Raw genomic sequence first — 21,185 nt, forward strand, 5'->3', positions numbered from 1 at the left:
GAAAGGGTCGGGTTTACGCGTACCGGCGTCGCGCGTGGAATTGTGTGTCAGAGACGCTCTTGCATCCAGGCCACGAAATGCAGCAACCGGCGCGAGAAGTCCTGGAGCGCGGCACATTGGTCGCTGAATGGATTTTGTTGCTTCGCGACGAATCTCCCATGGCGCATGGCCAGGCCTCGCGCGTGGGCGCTGTTCTAATACGCGCATGCTTTCCACTGCGCCATCGGTACACCAGATTCGCCTCGCCAACGTCGAGGATGTCGCCGCGATCTTTCGCGTGCGCACCGCCGTCACGGAAAACGTCCTGACGCTGCAGCAGCTTGCCGAGTTGGGCGTGACGCCGGACGCCATCGCCGAGGTGATACGCAGCACGCCTTGCATCTGGGTGGCCGAAGTCGACGGCGAGGTGGCCGGCTTTGCGATGATCGAACTCGACACTGCCTGCCTGTTCGCGGCCTTTGTGCTGCCGCTGCATGAAGGCCGGGGCATGGGCCGCGATCTGGTCGCGGTCTGCGAACAGGCACTGTTCCGCGAACATGCGCTGGCCTGGCTCGAAACCGACGGCCGCAGTCGCGCCGCGGGGTTTTATCACCATCTGGGCTGGTGCCAGACTGCTGATCTGGGAAATGGCGATGTGCGGCTGGAGAAGCGCCGGCCGTAGGCGCGCCTCAGTTTGTCGCCGCCGGCTGCGCGCCGTCCGCGGCCTCGGGCACATAGACCACCGAGCCGTCCTTCATGCGGTAGGCGACGCCGGCCTTGGCGCCTTCGCCCTGGCCGCTTTGGCCGTTGGCCTTGAAGCGTTCGACCTTGTCGCCTTTCTTGACGATCATTTCCATGCTTTCCTTGCCGGCGTTGGTGACCACGGTGACGTCGGGCTGGGACATCGCGGCCATCAGCGGGTTCTGGGCGATGGTGATCAATAGCGCGGCGATGATCACCAGGAAGATGTCGATCAGGTTGACGACCGACAGCAACGGGTCCTCGGCATCGCCTTCTTCAAGAAACTTGAGGCTCATGCGTGCACTCCGGTTGGGGCGGTCTGCGCGAGCGCGCCCGGCGCCAGCGCGGGCGCGTTGACGGCGGCATTCTGCTGCAGCCAGACCAGTTCCTCGGCAAGCCAGCGGCGGCGCACGGAGACGATCCAGTAGGTCAATGCCGAGGCGATCAGCGCCAGGATCACGGCCGAAAACGCCACGGCCAGGTTGTCGGCGACGGCGGCGATGTCGCCGCTCGAAATGCTCTTGAGCGCCGGGCCCATGGGAATCATGGTCGCGACCAGGCCCAGCATCGGCGTCACGCGCGTGGCCACGCGCGGCACTTCGAGCAGGCGGTGGGCCGCGAGGTCGCGTTCATCGGCACTTGCGCCCGGGTGCTGGCCGGCCCAGCGCAGCAGCGGGTAGGCGCTGCTGTGCGCGGCGGCCGCGCCCAGGCGCAGCTGGCGGCGCTGGAAATGCGCCATCGCGAACTGGCCGAAAGCGAACAGCGAATAGAAGAACAGCAGGGCGATGGCGAGCAGCGTGGGAATCAGGAACAGCTGGCCGATGGTGTACATCCAGGATTCGATGTGCAGGCTTGTCATGGGGTGGCTTTCAAAATCTAGAAGAGAAAAATAGCGGGTGGCGCGCTCGATGCGCGGTGGTGGGCAGGGCGCGTGCCGGGCGCAGCGACTGGCGCAGCGCGCCGGCCGCGATCACGCCCAACACCAGCAGCCACAGCAGCCATTGCTGCAGGCTCACAGGCGGTGGCGGCGCGGGGGGCTCGACCTTTTGCAGCTGCATGCCGGTGATGAGCGGCGGGGCTGGCGGCGGCTCGGGCGCGGCGGCGGGCTCTTCGGATGCGGGCGGCGTAGCGGCCGCGGGTGCCTGGGCCGCCGGGGCCTGGGACGGCAGCGCATTGCTGTCGGCGGCGCCGGCCACATAGTCCATCAGCGCCTGGTGGGGCGGCTGCACGCCGAAGCGCTGCTGCAGGGCCTGGTAGCGGTCCTTGAGCGTGGTCAGCGTCTTGTCGTCGGTCTGCCAGTAGCCCTTGCGCGCGGCTTCGAGCATGCGTTCCATGGTCTGTGCGTAGGCATGGGGATTGTTCTTCTCCATCCACTCCTTGACGCCCAGCTGGTGCTTGTCGTTCACATAGACTTCGGCCATTTCCTGCCATTGGTCGTCGCGCACGATCTCATGCGAAGTCGCGGTCCAGCCCCAGAGGTTGTTGGTCGCGTCGAGCACGCGCAGCGTGCCCGAGTAGCCTTCCTTCATCAGGCCTTCGATATAGCCGGGGTGGAACTGCCGTGTCGCGAGTTCCTTCGACAGGAAGTTCGCGGCCGACTCGGTGCGTGTCGCGCCCGGGTTGCGCAGGTTGGAGATGTAGAGCTGCGGCGCCTTGCCGTCGAGCGCGCGCACCGCCAGGCCGATGCCGCCCAGGTACTGGAACGGGTCGTCGGTGGTCAGCATGCCGTAGGTGTTGGAGCTGCGTGCGAGCACGGCGGCCTGCGTGCCCTTGAGGTGTTCGGCGTAGAGGTTGGTGCCCAGGCCCGCGACGCCTTTGGTGCCCCAGAGCTTTTCGTCGGGGCCATAGGCCGACTGCATGCGGTCCAGATAAAGCGCGGCGAGCTTGCTGTCGCCTTCGGCCTTGCTGCCCCAGGAGTCGCTGGCCAGCGTGGCTTCGGGCAGGCCCGTGCCGTATTCGCCGCTGGCCGTCGAGAAGATGCGCGTCTGGCTGGCGTTGGCCGCGGCCTTGGCATCCACGCCCTGGGAGATCAGGCGCTGGCGCACCTGCTGGCTGAAGCGCCAGGCAGGGTTGTCGGCTTCGTCGGCCGTGGCCGCGAGCTGGGCCGCGCGCGCGAGCTGGCGCAGCGCGTTGGGAAAGTGGTCGCGGTACAGGCCCGTGGCCGACAGCACCACATCGACGCGCGGCCGGCCCAGCGCCTTGCGCTCCACGCGGCGCACGTCGATCACGCGCCCGCCCTTGTCCCAGACCGGCTCCACGCCCATGAGCCACAGCGCCTGGGCTTCGAGAATGCCCTGGTGGCGCATGGTCTCGACCGACCACAGCGAGAACGTGACCTTGTCCAGGGTCTTGCCCGTGGCATCGCGGTGGGCGGCGATCATCTGCTCGGCGGCTTTCTTGCCCGCGGCCCAGGCCTGGGCGCTGGGAATGCGCGAAGGATCGAAGCCGTAGAGGTTGCGGCCCGTGGGAAACGCGTCGGGGTTCTTGATCGGGTCGCCGCCGTACGACGTGGGAATGTACTTGCCGTCGAGCGCGGCCAGCAGCGCGGGCATTTCACCCGCGGCGTCGAGCCGGCCGTACCATTCGCACCCTTGTTCGAGCTGGGCCTGCAGCGCCGCGTCCGATGCACCGGCCTTGCCTGCAAGAAACTGTTCGAGCAGACGGAACGGCGGGCTTTGCGTGAACTTGCGGTAGTCGCCGACCATGGCTTCGTCGATCTCGGCTTCGGCCACGCCCGCGGCGCGCGCCGCCGCATGCCAGTAGTCGCGGCCCAGCATCATCACCACGGTGGCGATGCGGTGCGCCTGCGCGGCCGGCTGGCCCAGCGTGTGCAGGCCCAGGGGCTGCACGGTTTCGGCGAGTTCATGCAGATGGCTGTGCAGCGCTTCGACGAAATCGGCGAAGTTGGCGGGCGTATGGCCCTGGGTCCAGCCCATGTCGGCGTCCATGCGTTCGGCCTTGACGCGCGCGAGGATGTCGGCGCGGTACTGGTCCTTCACGGCGCCCGTGTCCTGGTCCTGCCAGCTGTGCAGCAGATCGTGCACTTCGGTCCAGGCCTGGTGCATGCCCGCGGGCTGGAACGGCGGCGTCTGGTAGCTGATGGTCACGGCGCGCCCGCGGCGCTTGGCCTGCTGGGCTTCGCCGATGTTGTCGACGATGTAGGGGTAGACCACGGGCAGGTCGCCCACGGTGAGCGAGGGGTAGTCGGTCACGGCCAGGCCGCGCTCCTTGCCGGGCAGCCATTCCTGCGAGCCATGGGTGCCGAAGTGGACGATGGCGTCGCTGGCCATGGCTTCGCGCGCCCAGAGGTAGGCCGCGAGGTAGAAGTGCGTGGGCACGGCGCTCAGCGAGTGGTAGAGCGCGCGCTCCTGGTTGTCGCGCTTGTCGCTGCGCGGCGGCTGGGGCAGCAGCACGGCCTTGCCCAATTGCAGGCGCGGAATCACGAACACCGGCTGGCCCTGGTGCTGTATCACCATGTCGGACGCCGCGGGCGCGCCCCAGCGGCGCGTGACATCGGCGCGCACCTGCGGCGGCAGGTTGTTGAGCCAGGCTTCATAGCGGGCCACGGGCAGCGTCGCGGCCAGGCCGTCGCGCAGCAGATCATCGAGCTTGGCATCGCGGTACAGCGGCGCGAGCAGGCGCTGGAGCTTGTCTATCAGTTCGGCCTGGGCCGGCACTTCGGTGGTGTAACCGGCGGCGCGCAGGCGGGTGAGCGTCTCGATCAGGCTGGTTGGCACATTGAGAAAGGCCGAGGCCAGGTTCTTCTCGCCCGGCGGCGAATTCCAGAAGAACACCGCGAGCTGCTTGTCGGCCGCACTCTTGCGCTGCAGCTTCACCCAGTTCAGCGCCTTGGTCACGACCGACTGCGCCTGGGCGTCGATGGGTACCTGGGCGCCGCTTTCGGGGTCTATGGCCGAGGCGATCTGGATGTCGTTGATGCCCGTGTATTCGGCTTGGGCCACATAGAGAGGCAGATCCATCGCGGGAATGCCTTGCGGATCCTTGGCCCAATCGTCGGCCGAGCCGCGGCGGTAGGTAGTGGCCTGAACCACGGGAATGCCCAACTGCTCGAAGGCGCGCCGCGTGCCTTCGGCGTTGAGCATGATGCGGGTGTTGATCAGCACATCGGCGGCGCGCAGTCCGCCGGGCTGCAGGATCTGCAGATGGGCTTGCGCGTCCATCGACGGGCTGTAGTAGGGCAGGGCGACCGCGCCCGCGCCTTCGATGCGCGCGACCAGGTCATCGATCACCGCGGTCTGCAGGCCGCCGATCTGGGTCTGGTGAAAGCCGATGGCAACCACCGGCGGGCGCTGGCCGGGCGCGTCGAGCCTGATGCCGCGCCAGGCAAAGTAGTCGGCGGTGCTCGCAAACACCTGCTGCGGTGCGCGCGGGTGGTAGATGCCGACCTTGGGAAAGACCTGGGGCGCGGGAATGCCTTCGGGGCGGCGCTTTTCGAGCAGCGCTTTCACGGTCTGGAAGAAGTGGCGGTAGTTCGCCTGGCCGCCGTTGACGTAGTAACGCGTGAGCTGCTCGAGATCGGCGGCCGTCAGGCCCTGGCCCGAAGGCTGGGTTTCGAGCAGCCAGACATGGGGCATGGGCAGGCGCGCCAAGGTGCTGCCGAGCTTGGCCTGGACCTGCTCCTGTTGGTAGGCGTCGATCAGCACCAGGTCGAAGCCGGCGAAGCTGCCCGGGTCGGCCTGGTCGGGCAGCGATTGCAGATTGCGCTGCTGTATCTGTATGCCGGCGTCCAGGGCGATAGGCGCGAGCGCGGTGAACTTGCCCAGCGGCACATTGCTGGCGGAAACGAACAGCACGCGCTGCACGGGCGCGGCCGCAGCCGCGTGGCCGGCGCTGGCGAGCAGCAGCCAGGCCAGCAGCCAGGAAATCAGGGAGAAAAATTGCATCAATCAGCTTCGGGGGCGCCCGGTCGGTGGGCGGGCTGCGCGGCAAGTACATGGCTTGCGGGCGTCTGCCGTCTGAACGAGAAACAAGCCGCCGGCCGAAAAGCAGGAGGCTTGGAGAGCGGCGGGCGCATAGGCGCCCGCCAGGGCCAGGCCCTTAGAAGTCGGCTTGCAGGCTGACAAACAGCGTGCGGCCGCGTTCGGCGTTCTTGAAGTTGGGCGACTTCTCGGCCAGATCCACATTGCCGATGTTCTCCAGGCCGGCGCGCAGCATGTAGGTCTTGTCGATCTTCTTGCCTATGCTCGCATTCCAGACGCTGAACGCGGGCATGGGCGCGGCCGCGGCCACCTGGCTGCCGACATAGTTCAGGTCTACGCGCGCATTCCAGCCGGCGTTGCCGTTCCAGTCGATGGCTGAGTTGAAGCCCACGCGCGGACGGTAGTCGAGGCGGGTGCCGGTCGTCAGGTCCTTGGTGGCCATGAACGTGGCGTTGTTGCTCCAGCGCCATTGGCGGCTGATGTTCCAGTTCGCGCCCAGTTCCAGGCCCGTGATGCGTGCCTTGTCGACGTTCGAGTACCAGTACTGGTTGCGGTTGTTGACCTTGGGGCCGATGATCTTGCTGGCGATCAGGTTCTTGACGTCGTTGTGGAACAGCGTGCCTTGCAGTTCCAGCGCCGACGTGGCCTGCCAGGTCGCGCCCAGCTCGATCGAGTTCAGCGACTCGGGCTTGAGATCGGGGTTGCCGTAGATGTCGTAGCTCGTGCCGTTGTAGTGGTAGCTGCCCGACATCTGCTTGAGCGTGGGCGCCTTGAACGCATGGCCTATGCCGCCCTTGACGACCAGCGCAGAGGATGCTTCCCAGACCAGGTAGGCGCGCGGGCTGAACTCGCTGCCGAACAGTGCGTGGTGGTCGGCGCGCAGGCCGGTGGTGAGGCTCAGGCTTTCGGTCAGCGCCCATTCGTCCTGGGCGAACAAGGCCTGGTGGGTCACGCCGTCGCTGCCCTGGTTGAGTTCGGAATGGGTCAGCTTTTCACGGCGCACTTCGGCGCCCGTGGTCAGCTGGTGGGCGCCGAAGCGCCTGGATGCAAAACCGTCGATCACCTGTTCCTGCATGCGCTGGGGCGTGGCCGGCGCGACGCCGTTGCTCGCCGAGTTGGTGATGCGGATGTCGCTGGCATAGGCACGCGCCTGTGTCTTCCAGTCGCCGAACTTGGCTTTCCAGGTGACGTCGGCCTGGCGGCGGTCGAGGTCGTATTCGCTTTCGTAGACCGTGAGCAGCTTGTTGACGGTCTTGCTGGTGTCGAAGAAGCGTTGCTCCTTGCCTGCCATGAGGTTGAAGTCCAGCGACTGGTCGGCGTCGATCTTGAGCGTGCCGCCAATGCTGCCCTGGCCGTTGTGCTGGCCTTCGAGCGCTGACAGCGTGGGCGCGGAGGGCTTGGCGATCGCATCGGCATGGGCCGCCGTGCCCGAGACGCGCAGTGAAAGCATGTCGTTGACCTTGCCCGCGGAGTAGATCGACGCCTGGCCCAGATTGCCGCCCGTGCGATCGGTCTGCGTGCCGGCCTTGAGGTAGACCGATGTTTCCCAGCGATCGCCCTTGGGCTGGCGCGTGATCTGGTTGATCACGCCGCCCAGCGCTTCGGAGCCGTAGAGCGTGGACATCGGGCCGCGGATGATTTCTACGCGCTCGACGGCGGCCATGGGCACCCAGCCGAACTGGAAGTTCGAGTGGCCCACGATGTCGTCGGTGGCCGCAATGCGCTTGCCGTCGACCATGGTCAGCACATGCTTGCCGTCCATGCCGCGCATGGACAGGGTGCGGCGGCCCGCGGTGTTGGTGGCGTTGAAGCCTATGCCGGTCTGGCCGCGCATGGCTTCGAACAGGTCGGCCGGCTGCTGCTGGTCGAGTTGGGCGCGGTCGATCACGCTGACCGAGGCCGGCGCGGTGCGGGTGTCATGTTCCTGCAGCGTGGCCGTCACGGTCGTGGTCGCATGTTCCGTTGCGGGCGTCGTCTGGGCAAAAGCCATGGCCGGCAGCGCCAGGCACAGGGCCGAAGCCAGTGGAGTCAGGGACGTGGCGAGACGACGTTGCGCGCTTTGGTCAGCGCGTTGGAAAGAAGACATGGAAGGCTCCAGGCCCGGAAAGCGGCGTTACAGCGCTGCAGGCCAAATAAGAAGTGAAACTGTATACAAATTGTAATGCAAACAGGAACTATTCTTATTCTGGTTTAAGCCTTTTTGGCGTTATCGGCGCGAAGCCTTGCGAAGAGGGCGCGACATCGGCGCGCATGCGCCGAGCGCGCAAAGACGCGCAGCCCCCCGCTGCGCGTTCTTTTCAAGCCGTGCGTGCGCGCAGCCAGTGGTTGTCGAGCTGGATTTCGCCCACGCGCGCGGGCGCAATATTGCTGCTGCGGCCCGCGGCATCGAGCGCGATGGCCTGTTCGCCGCCGCCGACCCAGACGCGCGGGTCGTCGGCATGGCCTTGGCCAGGCACGGCCGCGAGCGCATAGGCCATGGGAAGTGCATGCTCCGACTGCCAGGCGATGGGCGCGCCGGGGCGGGCGCTGCCGAAAAACGCCACGCGGTCGACGCGCGGACAGCTCACGGCGAAGGCGTCGCCGGTGAACGCAATATCGCCGCCATAGCCGGCCACGGGCGCGGGCGTGGCGACGCTGCGCAGCGCCTCGCCGTCGAACACCGCGAGCACGGGCGCCTGGCGCTTGGCCTCGGCGTCATCGTGTTCTGCCTGCAAGGCCACGCCCAGCCAGCGGCGATCGTGGCCGGGTCGCACGGGCGCGCCCCAGGCCAGATGGCGCAGGCTCAGGCGCGGGTCGTCGAGCTTCCACTGGCCTAGTGGTTCGCCGCCCGCCTGCGCGGCCAGGCGCACCACGGACGAATCCATATGGTCCAGCCGCAGCTTGCGCCGGCCGGTTTCGGACTGGGTCGGAATGCCGCCGTTGGCGACGATCAAGCTGCCGTCGAAGTCGAGCAGCAGCTGGTGCGGGTCCATGCCGCCAGTGCGCCATTCGGCGATCTTTTCGAGGCTGGCTGCGTCACGCACGCCGATCAGCCCCTGGCTGTCGGCCAGATCGGTTTCGGTGGTGTAGATATGGCGGCCGTCGGCGCTGGTCAGCACATGGCCGTTGAAGACGCGGTCGCTTTCGATCCACAGCCATTGCGGCTCCTGGCCCGGGAGCCAGCGCACCAGCCAGTCGCCGGGCCGGCGCGCGACGCATACGATCGCGCCCGAAGCTTCCTGCAGCAGCGCATGCGCGCGCGTGGGCACTTCGAGCTTGTGCAGCGGCAGCAGTTGCGGACCGGCCGCCGTGGTGGCGCCGGTCCAGGCGAGCTGGCCTATGTGCTGCTGGGCGCCGTCCTGCCAGGCCGCGATAAAGCGCGGCAGTTCGTTTCCGACGGCAAACGGCGCCTTGGTCTGCGCGGCCAAGGGAAAGGCCGGCAACATGGCCCAGCCCAGCGCCTGCTGCAGCCATTGCCGGCGGTGCATAGCCTCACGCATGGCTCAATCTCCGTCGGCGTCTGAAAAGCCGATGTTGACCTGCAAGGCCGGCGCGACCTTGTCCTGCATCTGCTGCTTGACCTGGTTCAACGCCTTGACGGCCTGCAGCACCGCGTCCTTGTCGGTCGATGCGAGCTGCGCCATGGCCTGGTTGGCGGCCTGCACGGCGTTGACCCATTGCTGGGCCAGGTCGTTGAGGCCGCGGCCGCGCAGATAGAGTTCGATGGGAACGATGTCCTTGCCCGCGACCGGAACGGCGCCCGCGCTGTGCACGGCCAGCGTCTGCAGCGCCGACCATTGAGCGCGCCACGATTGCAGGCTGGTCTGGCTCGCGCTGCGCGCGAAGTCGGGCGTCGCGGCCTTGCCCTGGCTGCGCACCGGCTTTTCCATTTGCTGCCAGCGCAGGCGCTCGAGCCCGCCAATCCACTGGTTGATGAACTCGGCCATCAGGTCGGGAGCGGCCATGGATTCGTCTTCATCCCAGGGCGTTTGCGCGAGCTTGGCAAAGCCTTTTTGCAGCGCTTGCGCTTCGGCATGCACTTCGCGCGCGGCCAGCGTCGCGTAGCGGCAGGCCGGCGTGTTGGGCGCCGCGGCTTCGGTCCAGAGCAGCCATTCGAGCGCCGGGAAACCCTTGGCGGGCGCGCCCACGCGCTCCATGCCCAGCAGGTCGGTAGGCGCGGTGGTGATCGCCTTGCGCACGGCTGCGGGACGCAGCGGCTGGAAGTCGATCAGGCGCATGGAACGGCGCTCGATCAGCGGACCCAGCGCGACGGCCGACAGGCGTTCCCAATCGGTGGCCGCGGCGCGCCAGCGCTCACGTACTTCGGTGGCCGAGCCCTTGCCTTCGCAATATTGCTGCCAGCTGCCGACCATGGCCTGGGCGCTTTTTTCGAACGCGCTGGCGTTCGTGCCATACCACTGCGTGGCCAGGCCGGCGCTCAGGTGCGCGGGGTTGTAGAAGGGCAGGGCGACTTCGGCATAGGCCGCGGGAAAGCCCTGGGCGGAAGCCGTTCCGGCGACCAGCGCCAGCGCGGTGCAGGCCCAGGCGAACGGGCGGAATGCGCAATGGTGTTTCATGGTTTTCCTGCGGAGTCAGAGCGATTCGAGAAAACGAACCAGCGCGTCACGCTCCTGGGCGTTGAGTTGCAGCACGGCATCGCGCGAAGCTTGCGCCTCGCCGCCATGCCACAACACGGCTTCGAGCATGTTGCGTGCGCGGCCGTCGTGCAGCAGCCGGCTGTGGCCGTTGACGGCGGGCACCAGCCCCAGTCCCCAAAGCGGCGGCGTGCGCCACTGGTTGCCGTTGGCCAGGAAGTCGGGACGGCCGTCGGCCAGGTCCTTGCCCATGTCGTGCAGCAGCAAGTCGGTGTAGGGGAAGATCACCTGACCCGACAGCGCGGGGCTGCTCAGCCGCGGGAACGGCGGCTCGCCGGTCACATAGCTGGGCCGGTGGCAGGCGGCGCACTGCGCGCGCGCGAAGATCTGCTGGCCTTGCAGCACTTGCGGATCCGTCGGGTCGCGCCGCGCCGCGGGCGCGAGCGTGGCCTGGTAGAAGATCACGTCGTCGAGCGTCTTGTCGTCGATTTCCACGCCCTTGCCCTTGGCGCCGCGCGGTGCCTTGAGGCAGTCCTTTTGCGCGGGCGTACAGGTTTCGTCGGGGAAATTCTTGGACGTGATGCCGATATCGCCCTGGAAGGCGCCGGCCGTCTGGTGGGCCAGCGTGGCGACGTTGGCTTTCCAGCCGAAGCGTCCGATCATAGTGGTCTGCGCATACGCATCCCAGACGCGGTTGACTTCGCCGCGCACCGGTCCGCCCGCGGCCTTTTGCGCGCGTGCGTTGGCTTCGATTTCGGCCGCTGGAATGGCCTCGAGCAGGCCCAGGCCTATGACCTGGGGCGCAATGCGCGGGCTGACCATGGCGCTGGCCGCGAGCGGGCCGTAGCCCAGTTCGCGCAGCGTGTAGATTGGTTTTTCCAGCGTGTAAGGCGTGCCGTCGGCGAAGGCTCCGGTCAGCGTTTCATAGCGGATATGGACCTTGCCTTCTGGGCGCACGCCGCTGATGGCCAGGTCGTTGAATTGGTCGCCATAGGTCGGCTCGGGCAGCGGGCCGCCATGGGCGTTCTTGCCGGGCACCGACAGGCGCATCAGCAGGCCGGCCACACTGCGCGGCTCCAGTCCGCTGTGGAAGTCTGGCGGCTGGGCGCGGCCGTCCTGCACATGGCAGCCACCGCACGAGCGCGCGAGAAAATGCGGGCCCAGGCCGTCGCGCGCCGTGGTCGACGCGGGCGCCTGCACCCAGTTGCGCTTGAAAAAGGAATTGCCGATGACGAAGCGCGTGCGCTCGGCATCGGCAAGGTTCGCCGCGGGAAAGGAAAACGCATTGCGGCCAGTGGCGAACACCGTGGCGTGGCCGCCGGGAAGGTGGTCGGCCGGGGCCGCGCTGGCCGCTGGCGGGGCAGCCGCCGCGGGCGTGTCGGCAAAAACCTGGGCGGCGAGCGCCGCCGTGGCGGCCGCGGCAGCTGTCGCCACCACGGCCAGGGCCTGGCGGCCCGTCAATCTATTCATGGGACGCAGTCGGCTTACTCGGGTTGAACGATGTTCAGGCGGTCGATGCCCACGGCCTGGGCGGCGGCGGCGAGGTCCTTGCTCTGCTGGGTCAGGCTGTCGATGACGGCCTGGATCTTGGCGCGCGCGGGCGACGAGCGCTGGCCTTGTATGGCCTGGTCGAACGGCACGGGAATCTGCTGCGTACCGGCCACCGACTTGCGGATATGCGTGGTGGTTTCCTGGGCGAGGGCCGCGTTCTTCAGCGCCACCCAGTCGCGCAGGCCGGGGCCGCGCAGCAGGCTGCCGTCCAGACGCCGGTACTGGCCCAGCCACACGTTCTCTATGCCCTTGGCATTGGCGATGGCGTCGTTGTGGGTGTTGTCGGAGAAGCACGAGTGCTCGTCTTCCTGGTCCTGGCTGGCGAGCGCCACCTCGAGGCGTTCGCCCGCGAGTTCGCCGCGCGACAGCGAGCCCAGGCCGACGAAGATCTTGCGTATCGACTCATTGCCGCCGGCAACGAACTCGGCGCGGTAGTTGTCGGCGACGCCTGGCGCCCAGGCGGCCTGCACCGATTTGAGGTCTTCGATCAGCAGATCGGTGACGACTTGCAGGTATTGGCGGCGGCGCTCGGCATTGGCTTTCTTGCCGTTGACGAAGTCGGTGTGCGGGCGCGCGCCCGGGCCCTTGGCGCTCAGGTCCTGGCCCCACAGCAGGAACTCGATCGCATGCCAGCCGGTGGCGATGTTTTCTTCGCCGTCTTTCTCGTTCAACTCGGACAGCGCTTCGGCCGTGATCGGCTGCGCGGGGTCGTTGATGATGCCGGCCGTGTCGTTGCCTTGCACGTAGTCGACATACGACTCGTCCATGGGCCAGGCGTTGATGCGGCCTTCGGGGCCGTCTTCATTGTCGATAGGGCCGTCGTAGAAGCGGAAGGCCTCGGTCTGGCCGTAGAAATTGCGCGCGTGCAGCCAGGCCTTGCGGGCGGCGGCCAGTGTGCTGGCGCTGGGCTTGGCGAGCAGGGCGTTGATGGCCTTTTGCATCGCCTGGGCCGATTGCAGCGAGTCGGTGTAGCCGGCATGGACCAGCTGGGCGTAATGGCCGGCGATCTGGTCGGCGCTGAGCGCGGACTGCTGGGCAGCGATGGGGGCGACGGTCTGGGCGAAGGGGGCGGCCACGGGGGCGGCCACGAGCGCAGCGATCAACAGCAGTTTATGCATATCTGAAATGGCAGGGCGCGCGGCCCGACGGTGGTGGAATCTGAAATTGTAATGAGAATTTTTCTCATTGTTATGAGATAACCGTCTGGCGCGCTCGGGTCGGGTCAGGCCGGAGCCGCTTCGGCATCGAGCAATTGCTGCAGATGCGCCTGCCAGCCCGCGGCATTGCCCAGCCAGGGCGACATGTCGAGGCGCTGGCCCACGCGCCGGCCGCTCGCGGCTTCGGTGTACTCCAGCAGGAAGGTCGGAAATCCCTGGCCGCCCGAAGCCTGCAGCCATTCGCGGCTTTCCTGGATATGGTCTGCAGCTGTGTCGGCGAGCGCGCTCTGGTACTGCGCGGCGAATTCGTGCGCGTCCAGGCCCAGGTCCTGGGCCAGCGACTGCAGCACGCCCAGCGTGGAGATCTGCTGACCCTCCACGTAGTGGGCGGTCTGGGCGCGCGCCAGCATGTCGAGGCCGCGCCCGGCCATGGTTTCTGCGGCCAGCATGGCGGCGATGGGCGGGGTCGAGTCGAGCGTCGCGCCGATCTGGTGCAGCAGGCCGTTGTAATAGGCGTCGCCAAACGGCTGGCCCGTGAGCGCGGCGATGCGCTCGTCGTGCGGCATCACTTTCGCGCGCCAGTCGGGCGTGATGGTGCGCCGCGCCTGGCCGCTGAGCATGCCGCCCGCATGCCACTGCAGTTGCAGGCCGGGCAGGGAACTGGCCGCGAGCAGCGGGGCGGCGGCATAGCACCAGCCGCAGAGCGGATCAAAAATATAGTGCAAAACGGGAGCGGCGGCAGAGGGCATGGCGGCAAAGGAGTGAGCGTGCGGGATGCCTGCCAATGCTAAGCCTTCGTGCATTGTCGGGCATGGAATGCGACAATGGCCGCCGCTTGCCGGCATCCGCGGCAAGCGCATTCGCGGCGTCCAGCTCGTATCGAGGCTCGATCACTGGAAGCCCATGCCACCCTTTGCGGTGGTGCTTTCAGAAAGCCTCCCGTGTCCCATCGCTCTCCCGTACGCATCACCGACAAGCACCAGTTCCATACCCTGATCGACGCGCGCTCGCCCGCCGAGTTTGCCCTGGACCACATTCCCGGCGCGATCAACTGCCCGGTGCTGGACGACGAAGAGCGCGTGACCATAGGCACGATCTACAAGCAGGTCAGTCCGTTCGAAGCCAAGCGCCTGGGCGCGGCCATGGTCTCGGCCAACCTCGCGCGCCATCTGCGCGAGACGTTTGCCGACAAGCCCGCCGACTGGAAGCCGCTGATCTACTGCTGGCGCGGCGGACTGCGCAGCGGCTCCATGGTTACCTGGCTGCGGCTCGTGGGCTGGGATGCGCAGCAGCTCGCGGGCGGCTACAAATATTTTCGCCACCATGTGATGGCCCAGCTCGAACAGTTGGTGCCGCAGCTGCAGTTGCGCGTGCTGTGCGGCGCGACCGGCAGCGCCAAGACGCGCGTGCTGCATGCGCTGGCCGCGCAGGGCGAACAGGTGATAGACCTCGAAGGCTTTGCGCGCCACAAGGGCTCGCTGCTGGGCCAACTGCCGGGAATCGCCCAGCCTTCGCAGAAAGCCTTTGAAACCCAGCTGGTCGACCGGCTGGAAACGCTGGACCTCGCGCGTCCGATCTATATAGAAGGCGAAAGCCAGCGCATAGGCCGGATCACGTTGCCGCTGGCGCTGGTCGAACGCATGCGCGATGCGCCCTGCGTGGAAATCGAAGCCACGGCCGAGTCCAGGCTCGACTACCTGCTGCGCGACTACGCCTATCTGGGCGACGATGCGCAGGCGCTGTCGGCACAGCTGGACCGGCTCAAGGAACTGCAGGGCAATGTCTGCGTCGCGCGCTGGCAGGGTTGGGCGCAGGAGAACGCGCTGGCGCCGCTGTTCGCAGAACTCATGGCGCTGCATTACGACCCGCAATACGAGCGCTCACAGGCACGCCATTTCCGCGGCTGGTCCGAGCGCGCGCGCATCGCCTGCGCGGATCTGAGCGATGCGGGCATTGCGCGGCTCGCGCAGCAGGTCGGCGCAACGGCCTAGGCGCAAAGGCAGTCCCAGACTTCGAAGGCGAACGGATACAGGGACACCAGCAGCAAGCCCGCCATGGTGCGGTTGAAGCGGTGAATGGCCGCGGGTGAGCGCAGGGTGCAGGCCACGCATTGGCCGAACAGGGTCCAGACGCTGACGCTGGGAAAGCTCACCAGCACCAGCAGCAGGCCTGCGAGCAGCAGATGCAGGAAATAGCCGTCGCGCGGCGTATAGGTGGCGGCAATGCCCACGGCCATCACCCAGGTCTTGGGATTGATCCACTGCAAGGCCATTCCCTGCCAGAAGCGCAGCGGCTTGGAAGTGGGCGGGCGGTTGCCCGCATTGCCCGAGCGCGCAATGCACCACGCCAGCCAGACCAGATAGGCCGCGCCAAAGTATTTGAGTGCGGTGTGCAGCAGCGGCACGCGATCGAACACCGCGCACAGCCCGCAGCCCACCACCAGCAGCAGCAGCGCCGCGCCCAGGCTCACGCCCAGCATATGGGGCAGGCTGCGGCGGTAGCCGAAGGCCGCGCCGGACGCCGCCAGCAGCAGGTTGTTCGGCCCTGGCGTGATCGAGTAGACGAAGGTGAACGTGAGCAACGGATAGAAGACAGAGGCGTCCATGGCTGATTCCATTCAAGGTGAATCGAAGTGGCGTCCTGGCGCACAGGCTAGGAAAACCGGCGTAACCATGTCATGCTATTGACTATTGGTAAATTGATATCGATACAGTTAATTAATAATGTGGGCTGACTGGCCTGCCTGGAACACCATGACACTTGACGCAAGCAAGGCGCCGGGGACCGCCCGGACGCAAGACCTGCCGGGGCGCGGCTGGCAACCAGTACGCGGCTCGCCGCTGCCGCTGGTGGAGCAGTTGATGGCGCATGTCGTCGAACTGATAGGCAACCAGGGGCTGCGCCCGGGCATGCGTCTGCCGTCGGTGCGCGTGATGGCCGAGACCTCGGGCCTGAGCCGTTGCACCGTGGTCCTGGCCTATGGCCGGCTCGAAGCCCAGGGCCTGGTCTGCTCGCGCCGCGGCGCGGGCTTCTTTGTCTGTACGCAGCCGGTCGAGGCCGGCTGCCGCTCCAGCGGGCAGTGCGACTACGCGGTGCCCGCGGCGTTCGATACCGCGTTCCTGCTGCGCAGCATGTTCAGCGGGCCGCAGCGCGGCGAGCATGCGGCCGGCGCGGGGCTGCTTCCGCCCCACTGGCTGGACGGCGACATGCTCGGAGGCGCGATCCGCAGCGTCGGTCGCACGGCCGGCAGCAGCCTGCTGGGCTATGGCACGCCCTATGGCTATCGCCCGCTGCGCCAGCAGATCGCCACCCAGCTGCAGTCCCAGGAGGTGCCGGCCCATCCCGATCAGCATCTGATGACGGTGGCGGGCGTGACCCAGGGGCTGAACCTGGTGGTGCGCAGCCTGCTGCAGCCCGGCGATACGGTGCTGGTCGAGGACCCGGGCTGGTTCCTGATCTATGGCTTGCTGCAGGCCCAGGGATTGCAGGTGATAGGCGTGCCGCGCCGCCAGGATGGCCCCGATCTCGAAGCGCTGGCCCGGCTGGCCGAGCGCCATCGGCCGCGCATGTTCATCGTCAACACCGCCGTGCACAACCCCACGGGCTCGACGCTGTCATTGGGCGTTGCCCACGAAGTGCTGCGCATTGCCGAGCGCTTCGATTTTCTGCTGGCCGAGGACGATACTTTTGCCGATTTCCACCCCGGCACGCCGGTGCGCCTGGCTGCGCTCGACAGGCTGCAGCGCGTGCTGCTGATCGGCGGCTACGCGAAGACGCTGGGCGGCGGCCTGCGCGTGGGCTATATCGCGGGCCACGATGCCTTGATACGGCGGCTGGTCGACAGCAAGCTGCTCGGCAGTCCCACTTCGCCGGAGCTCGGTGAGCAAGTGGTGCACCGCATTCTGGCCGACGGCCAGTACCGCCGCCATGTAGACCGGCTGCGCGAACGCGTGAACCAGGCGCGCGGGCGCTGCCTTTGCCAGCTCGAGGAGCTGGGTTGCCATGTGGACCACAGGCCGCATGCGGGCATGTTTGTCTGGGTCGATTGCGGACGCGATTCCGAAGCGCTGGCGCGCGAGGCGGTTGGCCAGGGCCTGCTGCTCGCGCCGGGCGTGCTGTTTTCGCCGCAGTCGGCGCCCAGCCGCATGGTGCGCATCCCTGTTTGGATGGTCGATGAGCCGCGGGTGTGGGCACTTTTCGCGCAGGCCCTGGGCCGCGCCTGATCAATTCATTTGCGCACCACGAGCGTCAGCAGCGCCGAGGAATCTTCAAGCGCGCTGACCGCATGCGCGACATTGCCCGGCAGATGCAGCAGCTGGCCCGCATGCAAGGCATGCTGCCGGCTGTCGATGTCGACCTGCAGCCGGCCTTCGATGCAGTGCAGCACCAGGCCGCCCGCGACCTTGTGGGACGGCATGCGCTTGCCCGCAGGCAGCACCATGCGAATCACTTCCAGGTCATCCGACTTGAACAGCGCCACGGATTTCTCGTCTGCCAGGCGCGGGCCGAACGGGTGGACGTCGATGGCCTGTGCGGGCAAGGCGTGGGGAATGGCCATGGCGTGCGCTCCGGTAGGGGGGATGGGGAAATTCTGGCGGTTCTTGCGGCAATCGGCAAGTTGCGGCAGACCCCCTCCTGGACCGTCAGTCCGTTTTCGCGCTGATCACGCTGCCGTCCGCGGGGTTGATCTTGATCTCCATGCGCTGGCCGGCGGTGGTCAGCACATCGACGGCGATCACGGTGCGGCCCCAGTCGTTGCCCAGTTCCACATCGACGGCGGTGCCGGGCGTGTGCTTGAGCGCGGCGTCCAGTGCCTGCTTGAGCGTGATCTTGCTGGCTTCGAGCCGCTTCTTGTCCTTGGACGATGCCGAGCCCTTGTTCTTGTGCTGCAGCGCCGCGCCCGTGCCGGCATTGACATGCACTTCGACATGGTCGCCCTGGGTCGTGATCAGGTCGACGTCAAAGCGCGGCGAGCCGTCGTCGATGTCGAGCTGGGCGTCGAAGGCCCGGCCCGGAACGGCTTTCTCGGCCGCGTCGATCGCCTGCGACAGCGACAGACGGGTCTGCTGCAAGGCGGCCTGCCACTGGGCAGGCGTTTCGGCGTACAAGGGCGCGCTCGCGGTGCCCATGACCACCATGCTGATCAGGCTCAGGCCGCCGGCACGCAGTGCCGAGGCAATGGCGGAAGGTTGCAGGTATTTCATCCAGATTTCCTTTCGGGCAAGAAGCGCGCGCATGGCGCGCGAAAAGGGTGCCGCCTTGATTTTCCCGGCGGCATGGCCGGCCGGATGTCAGGGGGGCAGCTGCGTACCGTGCCGGAACGCAACCTGCATTGTTGCCCATTCGCGCGCATTGCGGTCAGGCCGTATGCGCGCGCCTTGATGCCCGTCAGTCGCCGCGCTTTTGCAGGCTTTTCACGATGCTCGAGAAGTCGAGTCCGCCATGGCCGGCCATCGAGTGCATCGCATACAGCGAGCGCGCCAGGCCGCCCAGCGGCGTCGCGGCCTGCACCGCGCCCGCGTTTTCCTGCGCCAGGCCCAGGTCCTTGAGCATCAGGTCGGTGCCGAAGCCGCCCGCATACTGCTTGCTGCTGGGCGCGTTTTCCTGCACGCCGGGCCAGGGGTTGTACTTTTCGAGCGCCCAGTTGCCGCCCGAGCTGCGGCGCATGATTTCGGACAGCACCTGCGGGTCCAGGCCGTTGGCCACGCCCAGCGCGATCGCTTCGCTGGTGCCTATCATCAGAATGCCCAGCAGCATGTTGTTGCAGATCTTGGCCGTCTGGCCCGCGCCCACATTGCCCGCGTGGAAGATGTTGCTGCCCATCTTCTCCAGTATCGGCCGCGCGCGCTCGAGCTGTGCCAGGCTCGCGCCCACCATGAAGGTCAAGGTGCCCGCAATCGCGCCGCCCGTGCCGCCCGAGACCGGTGCGTCGATGAAGTCCAGGCCCGCGGCGTTGGCGGCCTTGCCGACCTGCTGGCTGGTCGCCGCGGCAATGGTCGAGGAGTCGATCACCAGCGTGCCGGGGGCGATGTGCGCGAGCAGGCCACCTTCACCCGATGCTCCGAGATACAGCGCCTGCACATGGCGGCTCGCTGGCAGCATGCTGATGACGACTTGCGCGCCTTGTACCGCGGCTTGGGCGCTGGCCGCAATGGTCAGGCCTGCGGCCGCGAACTTGTCGCAGGCCTGCTGGGAAAGGTCGAAGGCCGCGACGCCGTGGCCGGCCTTCTGCAGATTGACGGCCATGGGGCCGCCCATGTGGCCGAGTCCGATGAATGCGATTTGCATGCTTGTCTCCTGGTGTGGTTATTGGAAATTCAGTCTTCGCTGTCCATGCGCACGGCGCGCGGCTTGCGCCTGGGGCTGGCCTTGGCCTGGGGGTTGTAGGCCAGCGCTTCGCCGAGCCAGAACTCCCACTGCGCGCGGCGCGCATAGCCATCGGGTTCGATGAAGAAATAGCCTTGCATGCCGCCGCCGGGCGACAGCTCGCGCACGCCGGGCTGCTCGGCGAATTCGTCGTGGCGCGCGGGCGGCAGGCGCACCAGCAGCTCGTCGCGCTTGACGCCCAGGCAGATCTTGCTGTCGACCATGAAGCACAGGCAGCCGAACATCTGGCGCTCTTCGACGTCGCTGCGGCTGTCGAGCGCCTGGCGCAGCGCGGCCACCAGGCCGGGAGAAAAAGCGTCGGGATTGCGCGGCATGAAAGGGCTTTCAGCGGATCACGTCGGGCGCGTCGGCCTCGAGCATGCGCCGCGCGATGATCACGCGCATGATTTCGTTCGTGCCTTCGAGAATCTGGTGCACGCGCGCATCGCGCATCAGGCGCTCGAGCGGGTATTCGCGAATGTAGCCATAGCCGCCATGCAACTGCAGCGCTTCGTTGCAGACCATGAAGCCGGCGTCGGTCGCGAAGCGCTTGGCCATGGCGCAGTAGGTCGATGCATCGCGCGCGCCGGCGTCGAGCTTGCTCGCGGCCAGGCGCACCATCTGGCGCGCGGCGACGAGTTCGGTCGCCATGTCGGCGAGCTTGAACTGCAGCGCCTGGAAGCTCGCCAGGCTCTTGCCGAACTGGCGGCGCGCGTGCAGATGCGCCTGGGCCTGGGCCAGCGCGCCCTGGGCCGCGCCCACCGAACAGCAGGCGATGTTGATGCGCCCGCCGTCCAGGCCCTTCATCGCGATCTTGAAGCCTTCGCCTTCGCTGCCCAGCAGGTTCTGCGCGGGCACCAGCACATTGTCGAAATGGATCACGCGCGTGGGCTGGCTGTTCCAGCCCATCTTTTCTTCCTTCTTGCCGTAGGTGATTCCGGGCAGGTCGGCAGGCACGGCAAACGCGCTGATGCCGGCCGCGCCCGAGCCCACGGCGCCAGTGCGCGCCATCAGCACCAGCATGTCGGTGCTGCCCGCGCCCGAGATGAAGGCCTTGCTGCCGCTGATGCGGTAGCTGTCGCCGTCACCCTCAATGCAGCGCTCCGCGCGCGTGACCAGCGCGGCCGCGTCCGAGCCCGCGCCGGGCTCGGTCAGGCAGTACGAGGCCAGCTTGGCGCCGCTGGCGAGCTGCGGACCCCATTCCTCGCGCACCGCGTCCTGGGCCCAGGTGCCCAGCATCCAGGTCGCCATGTTGTGGATGGTGATGAAGGCCGTGGTCGAGGGGTCCACGGCCGCCATTTCCTCGAACACCATGGTCGCGTCCAGCCGCGGCAAGGCCAGGCCGCCCGCGTTCTCGGGCGCGTACAGGCCGCAAAACCCCAGCTCGCCGGCCTTGGCGATGGCGTCGCGCGGAAAGTGGCCTTCGGCGTCCCAGCGCGCCGCATGCGGCGCGAGCTCGGCCTGGGCAAACTGGCGTGCGGTATCGGCAAAGGCCTGTTGTTCGTCGCTGAGTTCAAAGTCCATGGGTATTCCTATCGTTGTGCGGGGGCCCCGCCGTTTTGCAGCCAGTGCATGAGTGCAGAGCGGCGCGCTTCGGTGGCCTGCTGCAGGCAATGGTGATAACGCGCGGGCCAGTCGGCCAAGGTTTCCTCGCTGGCATGGGCCGTCTTGCAGGCCGTGATGCGCTGGCGCGCCCAGGCGGTCTGGTCCTTGCGCAGCGCCGGGCGCTCGTGCGCCGACAGCGCACGCATCACGTCGCCATACAGAATGGTGTTGGCGGTGTCCGCGGCCTGGAAGTCGAGCACGGCGCAGGCATTGCGCGCGCCGGCGTCAGCCGACGCTCGCTCGCAAGCCGCACCGGCCTGGGCCCGGCTGAT

19 protein-coding genes are annotated in these 21,185 nt (G+C 67.4%); 3 read left to right on the forward strand and 16 right to left on the reverse strand.

All coding sequences use genetic code 11. The annotated features are described in order from the left end of the window. Positions 1-205 precede the first annotated feature (205 nt). Entirely contained in the window at positions 206-661 is a 456-nt protein-coding gene (locus tag KHY18_RS19210; protein WP_249729234.1) for a GNAT family N-acetyltransferase, read from the forward strand. A gap of 7 nt (positions 662-668) precedes the next feature. Here KHY18_RS19210 and KHY18_RS19215 read toward each other — a convergent pair whose 3' ends face one another. The 9 genes from KHY18_RS19215 to KHY18_RS19255 all read right to left on the reverse strand — a co-directional run bounded on the left by KHY18_RS19215 (position 669) and on the right by KHY18_RS19255 (position 13,691). Further along, positions 669-1,016, reverse strand: a complete 348-nt coding sequence (locus KHY18_RS19215; RefSeq protein ID WP_213303563.1) for a DUF2149 domain-containing protein — start codon at positions 1,014-1,016, stop codon at positions 669-671. Beyond that, positions 1,013-1,579, reverse strand: coding sequence for a MotA/TolQ/ExbB proton channel family protein (locus tag KHY18_RS19220; protein ID WP_213303566.1), 567 nt, complete (start codon positions 1,577-1,579; stop codon positions 1,013-1,015). Before KHY18_RS19220 ends, KHY18_RS19215 begins: the two co-directional genes overlap by 4 nt. A gap of 10 nt (positions 1,580-1,589) precedes the next feature. Then, complete coding sequence (cobN, locus tag KHY18_RS19225; protein WP_213303569.1) at positions 1,590-5,624, reverse strand: cobaltochelatase subunit CobN; 4,035 nt, start codon at positions 5,622-5,624, stop codon at positions 1,590-1,592. Between the two features lie 154 nt (positions 5,625-5,778). After that, on the reverse strand, positions 5,779-7,746 hold the full coding sequence (locus tag KHY18_RS19230) for a TonB-dependent receptor plug domain-containing protein (RefSeq protein WP_213303571.1): 1,968 nt from the start codon (positions 7,744-7,746) through the stop codon (positions 5,779-5,781). Between the two features lie 211 nt (positions 7,747-7,957). Then, positions 7,958-9,139: a DUF1513 domain-containing protein gene (locus KHY18_RS19235; RefSeq protein ID WP_213303573.1), complete on the reverse strand. Its 1,182-nt coding sequence runs from the start codon at positions 9,137-9,139 to the stop codon at positions 7,958-7,960. 3 nt (positions 9,140-9,142) lie between these two features. Next, complete coding sequence (locus KHY18_RS19240) at positions 9,143-10,216, reverse strand: imelysin family protein (RefSeq protein ID WP_213303575.1); 1,074 nt, start codon at positions 10,214-10,216, stop codon at positions 9,143-9,145. Between the two features lie 15 nt (positions 10,217-10,231). Continuing rightward, a complete protein-coding gene (locus KHY18_RS19245; RefSeq protein ID WP_213303577.1) occupies positions 10,232-11,704 on the reverse strand; it encodes a di-heme oxidoreductase family protein in 1,473 nt (490 codons plus the stop codon). 14 nt (positions 11,705-11,718) lie between these two features. After that, positions 11,719-12,903 (reverse strand): imelysin family protein, encoded by a 1,185-nt coding sequence (locus tag KHY18_RS19250; RefSeq protein WP_213303578.1) that lies wholly within the window; start codon positions 12,901-12,903, stop codon positions 11,719-11,721. Positions 12,904-13,007: 104 nt separating this feature from the next. Beyond that, positions 13,008-13,691: a DsbA family protein gene (locus KHY18_RS19255; protein WP_213303580.1), complete on the reverse strand. Its 684-nt coding sequence runs from the start codon at positions 13,689-13,691 to the stop codon at positions 13,008-13,010. Between the two features lie 192 nt (positions 13,692-13,883). Between KHY18_RS19255 and mnmH the strand changes: the two genes are divergently transcribed. After that, positions 13,884-14,933 (forward strand): tRNA 2-selenouridine(34) synthase MnmH, encoded by a 1,050-nt coding sequence (gene mnmH, locus KHY18_RS19260; RefSeq protein WP_213303582.1) that lies wholly within the window; start codon positions 13,884-13,886, stop codon positions 14,931-14,933. Here mnmH and KHY18_RS19265 read toward each other — a convergent pair. Continuing rightward, on the reverse strand, positions 14,930-15,547 hold the full coding sequence (locus KHY18_RS19265) for a LysE family translocator (RefSeq protein ID WP_249729236.1): 618 nt from the start codon (positions 15,545-15,547) through the stop codon (positions 14,930-14,932). The two genes, mnmH and KHY18_RS19265, sit on opposite strands and share 4 nt — an antisense overlap. Before the next feature lie 148 nt (positions 15,548-15,695). Between KHY18_RS19265 and KHY18_RS19270 the strand changes: the two genes are divergently transcribed. Next, positions 15,696-17,165, forward strand: coding sequence for an aminotransferase-like domain-containing protein (locus KHY18_RS19270; RefSeq protein ID WP_213303588.1), 1,470 nt, complete (start codon positions 15,696-15,698; stop codon positions 17,163-17,165). A gap of 5 nt (positions 17,166-17,170) precedes the next feature. Here the strand turns inward: KHY18_RS19270 and KHY18_RS19275 are convergent, their stop codons facing one another. From KHY18_RS19275 to KHY18_RS19300, 6 genes are all read right to left on the reverse strand, one after another. Further along, on the reverse strand, positions 17,171-17,500 hold the full coding sequence (locus KHY18_RS19275; RefSeq protein ID WP_213303592.1) for a cupin domain-containing protein: 330 nt from the start codon (positions 17,498-17,500) through the stop codon (positions 17,171-17,173). An 85-nt stretch (positions 17,501-17,585) separates the two neighbouring features. Beyond that, entirely contained in the window at positions 17,586-18,146 is a 561-nt protein-coding gene (locus tag KHY18_RS19280) for a PepSY domain-containing protein (protein ID WP_213303595.1), read from the reverse strand. Positions 18,147-18,330: 184 nt separating this feature from the next. Then, complete coding sequence (gene mmsB, locus KHY18_RS19285) at positions 18,331-19,230, reverse strand: 3-hydroxyisobutyrate dehydrogenase (protein ID WP_213303598.1); 900 nt, start codon at positions 19,228-19,230, stop codon at positions 18,331-18,333. 29 nt (positions 19,231-19,259) lie between these two features. Beyond that, entirely contained in the window at positions 19,260-19,643 is a 384-nt protein-coding gene (locus tag KHY18_RS19290; protein WP_213303600.1) for a TfoX/Sxy family protein, read from the reverse strand. Positions 19,644-19,653: 10 nt separating this feature from the next. Then, positions 19,654-20,832 carry an acyl-CoA dehydrogenase family protein gene (locus KHY18_RS19295; protein WP_213303602.1) on the reverse strand — a complete coding sequence of 393 codons (1,179 nt, stop codon included), beginning with the start codon at positions 20,830-20,832 and terminating at the stop codon, positions 19,654-19,656. A gap of 8 nt (positions 20,833-20,840) precedes the next feature. Beyond that, positions 20,841-21,185: a lysozyme inhibitor LprI family protein gene (locus KHY18_RS19300; protein ID WP_213303603.1), complete on the reverse strand. Its 345-nt coding sequence runs from the start codon at positions 21,183-21,185 to the stop codon at positions 20,841-20,843.

This window comes from Acidovorax sp. CCYZU-2555 (assembly GCF_018413525.1).
Classification (GTDB): Bacteria; Pseudomonadota; Gammaproteobacteria; order Burkholderiales; family Burkholderiaceae_C; genus Comamonas.